The 6,922-nt window shown below is 26.1% G+C and carries 6 protein-coding genes and 1 pseudogene; 2 read left to right on the top strand and 5 right to left on the bottom strand.

Annotation, left to right across the window (positions count from 1 at the left end):
• Positions 1-243 (top strand): annotated as a pseudogene (locus BUA62_RS11610) (IS1634 family transposase); the annotation flags it as partial.
• Positions 244-404: 161 nt separating this feature from the next.
• Here BUA62_RS11610 and galE read toward each other — a convergent pair.
• On the bottom strand, positions 405-1,415 hold the full coding sequence (gene galE, locus BUA62_RS10885) for a UDP-glucose 4-epimerase GalE (protein ID WP_072866069.1): 1,011 nt from the start codon (positions 1,413-1,415) through the stop codon (positions 405-407).
• Positions 1,416-1,586: 171 nt separating this feature from the next.
• On the opposite strand from galE, the gene BUA62_RS10880 reads away from it, so the two are divergent.
• Entirely contained in the window at positions 1,587-2,021 is a 435-nt protein-coding gene (locus tag BUA62_RS10880) for a type II secretion system protein (protein WP_072866068.1), read from the top strand.
• Positions 2,022-2,030: 9 nt separating this feature from the next.
• Here BUA62_RS10880 and BUA62_RS10875 read toward each other — a convergent pair whose 3' ends face one another.
• The 4 genes from BUA62_RS10875 to BUA62_RS10860 form a co-directional block, all read right to left on the bottom strand.
• The gene (locus BUA62_RS10875; protein ID WP_072866067.1) at positions 2,031-2,960 is read right to left on the bottom strand and encodes a tyrosine-type recombinase/integrase; all 930 of its coding nucleotides are present in this window, start codon (positions 2,958-2,960) and stop codon (positions 2,031-2,033) included.
• Between the two features lie 12 nt (positions 2,961-2,972).
• Entirely contained in the window at positions 2,973-4,766 is a 1,794-nt protein-coding gene (locus BUA62_RS10870) for an AAA family ATPase (protein ID WP_072866066.1), read from the bottom strand.
• Positions 4,767-4,793: 27 nt separating this feature from the next.
• Positions 4,794-5,960, bottom strand: coding sequence for an ATP-binding protein (locus BUA62_RS10865; protein ID WP_072866065.1), 1,167 nt, complete (start codon positions 5,958-5,960; stop codon positions 4,794-4,796).
• Positions 5,961-6,110: 150 nt separating this feature from the next.
• On the bottom strand, positions 6,111-6,922 hold an 812-nt coding region (locus BUA62_RS10860), incomplete at its 5' end, for a PD-(D/E)XK nuclease domain-containing protein (RefSeq protein ID WP_200782453.1).

The raw sequence follows: 6,922 nt of genomic DNA, 5'->3' as shown, positions 1-6,922 counted from the left end.
TCTTACATAATACAAAGAACACTTGAATTAGAATTAGAAAAAAACAACATAGAATATTCTCATGATAAAATAAGAACAGCTTTGAAAAATATGGAATACATAGAATTTAAAACAGCAAAACAACATTTAATAGTCCGAACAAAAATAAATAAGTTAGGACAAAAGATATTAAAAGTATTAAATATCCCATTGCCAAAAATAATAACACCTTATAATGAATTTAAAGAAAAATATAAAATTTAGGGGGTGTGGTGACACTTTTGCTTTTAATAAAAAGTTAACAATCGATATTTTTCGCTATATTTCAGCGTTATCTCTTTTTCTAAAAAAAACAACTGTCAAAGTCAGGAATAAAATAAGAATTTGTTAAATTTAGCAAAAAAATGAGAACCAGATGGTTCTCATTAATCATACCCATTAGGATTATTCTTTTGCCAGTTCCATGAATCTCTACACATATCCACTATATTTCTCTCTGCTTTCCAGCCTAATTCTTTTAAAGCCTTTGTTGGATCTGCATATATTTTATCTACATCACCAGGTCTTCTATTTGTTATTTCATAAGGTATTGTTATATTATTTGCTTCTTCAAATGCTTTCACTACATCCAAAACGCTATATCCTACACCGGTGCCAAGATTATATACTTTTACACCTACTTCATTCATTATTTTTTCCAATGCCTTTATATGTCCTATAACCAAATCAACAACATGAATATAATCCCTCACACCCGTTCCATCATGCGTATTATAATCATCTCCAAATACATATAATTTTTCTCTTTTTCCTACAGCTACCTGTGTAATATATGGCATTAAATTATTTGGAATACCATTTGGATCTTCGCCAATTCTTCCTGATTCATGTGCCCCTATAGGATTAAAATATCTGAGCAAAGCTATACTCCATTCATTATCAGAAATATATAAATCTTTTAATATCTCTTCTATGAATAACTTTGTTCTTCCATATGGATTTGTTGCTGACAATGGTGCATCTTCTGTTATTGGAACTTTTTCAGGATTCCCATATACTGTTGCTGAAGAACTGAAAACTATTTTTTTTACATTTTTTTCCTTCATTATTTCCAATAGGTTTAAAGTTCCAGTTATGTTGTTATGATAATATTTCAAAGGTATTGCTACAGATTCACCAACAGCTTTTAAACCAGCAAAATGTATTACCGCTTCTATTTTATTCTCATCAAATATTTTTTCTACGCCTTTTTTGTTTAATAAATCAACTTCATAAAATTTAAAATCTTTACCTGTTATTTCTTTTATTCTATTTAAAACCTCTGGTTTGCTATTAGAAAAATTATCTAAAACAACAATTTCATATCCTGCATTTAAAAACTCAACACATGCATGAGAACCTATATAACCTGCTCCACCTGTTATTAATATCGCCACAACTCCACCTCCAATATTTCTTTTCTATTCTAAGTTATTATAACATAATATTATTTTAATTTTATATATTAAAAATTAAAATTTTTTTAGAATTTTTGTTGTTATTTTTCTTGTTTTATGATATAATATCATTGTTTTATTAAAAAAATTAACAAAAGGAGGAGTCGGGGGATGTCACTGAAACATAAGGGAGGTTTTTCGTTATACGAAGTTTTAATTGTATTAGCCATTATTGCCATTTTAGGAACATTTGCAGTACCTATGGTGAATAATGTTATCACAAAAGCTAAATCCATGAAAATTATAAACGATATGAAGGTATTGGAAAATTCTATTATTCAATATTATTACAATGAAAATGATTTTCCAACTGATATTAATTCTTTAATTGTAAATAACTATCTTGAAAACACCGTTGAAAACATCAACTTTAACTTTGATTCAAATGTTGCTTATGTTTATTATGATAAAGAAATAAGCAATGCTGATAATTTTGAAAAATTAGATACCACCTTTAAATGGAGCTCTTCAATTTCAGATTTTTCTTCCTTGGCAGATGCTCCTTCTGAAACAGAAAAATATCCAGTTTTAAAAGTAATATTTTAATAATGATTATTATTCATTAAAATCTATAAGCTCATCGGCATCGAGAGATGCTGATGTTGCTTCATGATAATATATTTGCGTCGTTGCTATATTTTTATGCCCAGCAATTTGTTTTGCTGTTTCTATTCCGTGTTTTAAAGCTATTTTTGTTATTACTGTATGTCTAAATGAATGCGCTGAGAGTTTTTTACCCCCTCTAAATTCTTTTAATCCCAATTCATTGAAATATCTATCTATAATCAGCTGTATTGCTCTTTCTGTTAATGCTTTCCCATATGAATTTTTTGATAATGATATAAATAACGGATCTGTTGGTTTATATTTTTTTATTTTACTTCTTTCTTTTAAATATTCATTTATTGATTCATATACATCCTTATGCAATGAAATTATCGAATCCTTTCCAACATGTCCTTTTGATTTATAATGAAGTAAAACCTTTTTATTCCTTTTTATTATATCTTTAATTTTTATGTTTATTAAAGAGTATGTTCTAAGTCCCGTATATGCTAATGTTTTTATTATCGCCATATTTCTCTTTCCAGCTAAATCTGATGTATCTATTGCACCGAATATTTCTCTAATCTCTTCATCTGTTAATATATCCTTTTGATGACCAAATGGTCTTTTTGCTCCTTTTACATTTTTAGCTATATTTTTATATAATCCTTTATCTTCAAGAAATGAAAAAAAACGCCTTATACCTGAAAGGTATAGGTTTACTGTATATGGGCTTTTTTCTTTTAAAAGATATGTTTTCCACATTTTTACCGTTTTAGGAGTAGGTTTCGAGACATTATGTTTTTTTAAATAATTTAAAAAATATTTTATAGATTTAGTATATTGTTTTTTAGTTTCATCTTTTACATCATCTAATTCTTCGAGGAATTCAATAAGAATTTCATCAAATTTATTTATTTCTTTTCTTTCTATTTCCATAATTAAAACCCCTTATTTATCTCTTTTATTAACTGTATTCACCTCTTTTACTTCCTCAACATATTTTGCCTCTTTTCCAACAAAAACAATTATAAACTTTTTCATTGTTTCATTTTTAGAATTTAATTCATATGATTTCTTGTATTTTTCTATTTGTTCTTTTGCTTCTTTTATTTTCCTTTTTAATTTTTCTTCTGTGTATTCTTTTTGTTTTATGTATTTTACTTCTATTATTGCTTCATATGGTACTTCTTCGTATCTTTTGAACATTGCTATATCTATATATCCGTTTTCGACTGGATATTCCATTTTTACCATTGCGTATGGCGTTAATATTAGATAACTATACATTATTGCTTTTATGTATTTTTCGTCTAATCCCATGAATATTCTGTTGTCCATTTTACTTAATAAGTTTTCTATTTCTTTGGCAAATGGTTCTATTTTTCCATCTTCTAATATTGTTATTATTGCATTTTCTATTTCGTCTGTGTCTATATATTCTGTTAGCCTTTCTTCTAAGTATTCTGTGAAGTATTCTGAGAATATTTTTTTCATTGAGTAATTTGGTATTTTTAGATATGTTCTTAATCCTTCTTTTTCAAATGTCATAATCCCTAGATAGAATAATAGTGATTTTATATCTTTTATTTCTATCCTTTTTCCTGGGTTGAACATTGTTGTGAGTTCTGGTAATATTGTTCTTCCTGTTAATAGTATTTCGTTTAATAATTTCCCTATTATTTTTTTTGGACTTTCTTTTGCTTCTTGCTTTTCTTTTTCTGTTAATTCTTTTTGATTTTCTTTTTCTATTTTTACACCAAGTAATTCACCAAGACTGAATAAATTCTGTACTTTTTTGTAATCACTCATTATATTGTCATCTATTATTTTTTCTGGTGGTCTTTTTTCTGAAAAATATTCTGTTATAAAATAAAAAACCATATCAGGATTATATACTTTTTCTTTTGCATTTATGTTGAATATATATCCATTATAATTTTCTTGCATTTCTTTTAATAGTTCTTCTGAATATATGTCATAATATTCTAGTAATTCTTTTACTTCTTCTTCTTTGAATCCAAGCATCTCGTTGAATTTTATGTCTATGGTTTTGTTTTTAGTTATGTTAAATCCACTGGTTAATGAGTCTAACATTATTGGACTCACACCTGTCATAAACAGTCTTTCTATTATTGTTTCTGTTCCTTTTTTTATTTCTTCATAGAATTTCCTTACAAACCCATGTTTTGTTACGCTATCTTTGAATAATTCAAGATTAAAACTCAATAGTTCATTTGCAAAATGATCGTATTCGTCTATTAGTAAATATATTGGTTTGTTTAATATGTCTTTTGCATCTGTTAAGAATGCCCTTATTATATCTGCTGGTTCTGTATATTCTTTTTCTATTTTTAGTTTTGTTTTGTATCTGTTATTGAAATCATCCAGTGAAGATATTACATTATTTTTAAAACTGTTTATTAATTTTTCTTTATTTTCTGTTTGTATTCCAGAAAAATTCATTTTTAAAATATAATAACTGTTTTTTAATGGTGTTGGATTTTTTCCTATGTATAAGTCTTTAAATAATTTTTCAAATTTTTCTGCATAATTAATATCATAATATTTGGAGAGTGTGTCTAAAAACAATGTTTTTCCAAATTTCCTTGGTCTTAAAAATACTATATTTTTTTCATTTAGTAATTCTAATTTTTCTATATATTGTGTTCTATCTATGTAATAATAGTTTTGCATTATTACCCTTTCAAAATTTTGTTCTCCATATGGTATTTTTTTTCTCATAAACACACCTCCGAAATCTTCTTTTAATCACCATAGAAATCCCAAGATCCACAATGGGACTTTATTTTTTATTGGCAAATCTATATCATCACGTATAACAAAATCTGATTTTTTAATTTTTTTATTTTTCCCACCAACTTCTATTTTTATCCCATTCCAAATAAAATCGCCGTCTTCTTCATTTCTTAATGCAAATATTTCTCCCTTTTCTTTTAAAGCAAAAACAGTGTAGGCTTCTCTAAAATTGCCAATTTCACCATTGAAAATATAATAATACGCTGGATCTGAAAGAAATATTTTTTTCCCTTTTGTATTTGCATTAAAATCTCTCTCTTTTAGTACAATATTTATTAATTCTGATTCTGACATAACATTTAATAAATCATATAATTTATTTTTACTTATACCCCATTCTTTGCACATCTTTTCAACATTAATTGTTGGAATTTTTGAATATATCAAATAACCAATTATTGCTTTCATCAATCTTAAATGATTTTCATTTGTTGACTTTAAAAAAAATGGGATATCGCTATATATGGTTTTTTCTAATATATTTTTCATTTTTTCAGAAAAATTTCCTTCAAGAAAAAATGGTCTTGTTCCTGATATTGCATAATCTTTGAATAATTTCAAAATTTCCAAATCTTTTATTTTACTCAAAAACTCGTTTTTATTAAAATTAAACGGATTTTTTATTGGTTCAACTTCTAACCCCGTTACTAAATGAATATATTCTCTAAAAGAAAGCAAGGGAATCCTTACTTTAATAAAACGTCTTGAAAGATCACTTATACCTGTTCTTAAAATAACACTACTGCTATCGCTTATCCAAAATTTTTTATTCGGATAGGAATCATATAGTGATTTTATATATATGCTCCATTTATTTATATAATGAACTTCATCTATAATTATTCCGCTATATCCATTTAAAAAAACTTTTTCTGCCAAATCATAAAAAGAGATTGAAGAAATTAAAGGATCATCCCCTGAAACATAAAATAAATTATTTTTTCTTATTTTTGTTAATAAATACGTTGTTTTTCCAACACCGCGTGGTCCATAAAATAACATCCCTCTATTATCATATTTATCTAAATTTTGAAAATAAAGTCTTTTTTTTTCTGGCAAAGCTGTCAAAAGCCTTTCTGTTTTTAACTCCAATCTTTCAAGAATGTCCTCTATTTTCATTTTTTAACCACCTTCAGAAACAAATTATCTTGTTGTATTATCACATATATTATACCATAAATCGTTCTAATACAACACTTTTTATGCTAATTTTATATATTCCGTTTTTTTATAGAACTATTTTTTATAAAAACAGTTCTATTATAGAACTTATTTTACTTCCTCAACATATTTCGCTTCCTTACCCACAAAAATAATTATATACTTTTTCATTGTTTCATTTTTTGAGTTTAATTCATATGATTTCTTGTATTTTTCTATTTGTTCTTTTGCTTCTTTTATTTTCCTTTTTAATTTTTCTTCTGTGTATTCTTTTTGTTTTATATATTTTACTTCTATTATCGCTTCATATGGTACTTCCTCATATCTTTTGAACATTGCTATATCTATATATCCATTTTCTACTGGATATTCCATTTTTACCATTGCATATGGCGTTAGTATTAGATAACTATACATTATTGCTTTTATGTATTTTTCGTCTAATCCCATGAATATTCTATTGTCCATTTTGCTCAATAGGTTTTCTATTTCTTTGGCAAAGCTTTTTATTTCTCCATCTGATAGTATTTTTCTTACTGCTATTTCTATTGGTTCCGGGTCTATATATTCTGTTAGTTTTTCTTCTATGTATTCTGTAAAATATTCTGAGAATATTTTTTTCATTGAGTAATTTGGTATTTTTAGATATGTTATTATGCCTTTTTTTTCAAATGTCATGAATCCTAGATAGAATAATAACGATTTTATATCTTTTATTTCTATCCTTTTTCCTGGATTGAACATTGTTGTTAGTTCTGTTAGCTCTGTTTTACCTGTTAGTAATATTTCATTTAATAGTTCTCCTATTATTCTTTTTGATGTTGTTTTTTCTCTTTCTTCTTTGGTTTCTTCTTTTTCTATTTTTACACCAAGCAATTCACCAAGACTGAATAAATTCTGTACTTTTTTGTAATCACTCA

Source organism: Marinitoga hydrogenitolerans DSM 16785, from assembly GCF_900129175.1.
GTDB lineage: Bacteria > Thermotogota > Thermotogae > Petrotogales > Petrotogaceae > Marinitoga > Marinitoga hydrogenitolerans.
Note: the sequence above shows the minus strand (reverse complement) of the source record. Positions and strands in the feature narration are given on the sequence as shown.

What these genes read in the sequence shown, in the direction of transcription:
- BUA62_RS10880 (WP_072866068.1), top strand. Translation starts at nt 1,587, where the DNA reads ATGTCACTGAAACATAAGGGAGGTTTTTCGTTATACGAAGTTTTAATT.
- BUA62_RS10870 (WP_072866066.1), bottom strand. Translation starts at nt 4,766, where the DNA reads ATGAGAAAAAAAATACCATATGGAGAACAAAATTTTGAAAGGGTAATA.
- BUA62_RS10875 (WP_072866067.1), bottom strand. Translation starts at nt 2,960, where the DNA reads ATGGAAATAGAAAGAAAAGAAATAAATAAATTTGATGAAATTCTTATT.
- BUA62_RS10865 (WP_072866065.1), bottom strand. Translation starts at nt 5,960, where the DNA reads ATGAAAATAGAGGACATTCTTGAAAGATTGGAGTTAAAAACAGAAAGG.